Origin of the sequence: Pontibacter qinzhouensis (assembly GCF_008017455.1) — a bacterium.
GTDB classification, from domain to species: Bacteria; Bacteroidota; Bacteroidia; order Cytophagales; family Hymenobacteraceae; genus Pontibacter; species Pontibacter qinzhouensis.
In genome coordinates, this window is sequence record NZ_VRTY01000209.1 from 1 (window position 1) to 1553 (window position 1553).

General features: G+C 37.3%; 1 pseudogene. It reads left to right on the top strand.

Annotation, left to right across the window (positions count from 1 at the left end):
• Positions 1 to 87 precede the first annotated feature (87 nt).
• A pseudogene (locus tag FVR03_RS24080) lies at positions 88 to 1272 on the top strand (serine hydrolase domain-containing protein); the annotation flags it as partial.
• Between the last annotated feature and the right edge of the window lie 281 nt (positions 1273 to 1553).

Genomic DNA, 1553 nt, shown 5'->3' on the forward strand with positions numbered 1-1553 from the left:
TGTTAGGCTAAAGCCGTAACATCTAAAAAGCCACTAAAAAAACGAGTGACACAGTTCTGTTTACACTCCCTATAAAAAGGTTTTGGACTTTCTAATCTTGAACTAAACGTTCCAAATACGACAGCATCAGTCTTCCAAATTGGTTCAGTTACCAAATTATTTACAGCATTAGCGATTTTACAATTGGCTGAAAAGCAAAAATTATCCTTGCAGGACAGCATACAAAAATTTATTCCAGATTTTCCTTCAAAGGGATATACCATAACGGTAGAACATCTGCTAACCCATACTTCTGGACTGACAGAGTTTTTCACTCTTGATCATCCTGACCCTTTTGCGTTAAGGAGAGATTTCAAACCCATGGAATTAATTCAATTTTTCATGAATGAACCACTGGAATTTGAACCAGGCACAAAATCCTCCTACACAAATTCAGGCTATTTTTTACTGGGATATATTATTGAGGTTGTTTCGGGAGTCCCTTATGGTGCATATCTTCAGGAAAACATATTCAAGCCTTCTGGAATGACCCAAACATATTATGGAGATAATTCTCAAGTGATTCCTAATCGGGTTAGTAGCTATTTCAAAGAAGGAGATAGTTTTAGAAACGGGGAATACAGAAGTATGACCGTGCCTTATGCTGCGGGTGCTTTGTTATCTACAGTTGAAGAAATGTCTAAATGGCACCAGTCTTTATATCAAAACAAATTAATAAGTCGCGACCTGTTAACCGCCTCCATCACTGCCTATAGATTAAAAGATGAAACAGTTGGTGATTTCGGTTATGGATGGTTCATAAATCCTGTAGAAGTACAAGGTAGCCCAACACTACTTCATCCTGGGGGTATTTCAGGTTTTAGTTCCCTTATCATGTACCTTCCCAAAGAAGATGTCTTGGTAGTTTTGTTAGCTAATTTTAATGAAGTCAAACTTGAGGAGATAGGTACTCAGGCTGCTACCTTAGCAATGGGGAAAAAATTAAAAGACGAAGTGTTTGTGGACAAAAGTATATGGGAAACCTTTAAGGGTAAATATCAAATGACATCTGATGTATCACGAGTGGCATTGATTCAGGAATTGGAAGGTAAATTGATAATTAAAGTAGAAAATTCGTGGGGAGCGGAATTATCACCAACAAATAACACAACGTTTAGAGTTAAAAATGTAAAGCCAAGTGCGACTTTGGAGTTTATTAAAGATGAGATGGGTAAAGTGACGAAGTTTGTGATTAACCAAGGTGCTCTTTATGAATGGGTAAGAATTGAATAAGCACGAACGCACAACATTGTATAAGAGCAATAGCGGGTGAAATGGTTAAATAAAGGTCTCTGAGTTAATAAACTTTTGTGGCGGCGGACAAGTAATCGCTTCGAAATCCGCTACTGCTCTTATACTTGACCTGGTTAGGTGCCATACAAATTATGGAAGAGAAACTTACTCAAGAAGAAATACTTTTAATTGAAGAGGGAATTGACTTACATAACGCGAGTTTTGACTTGAAAAATTAGACAAGTACAATTTGTGTATTTTCCCCCTTTGCTGCTTTGGGC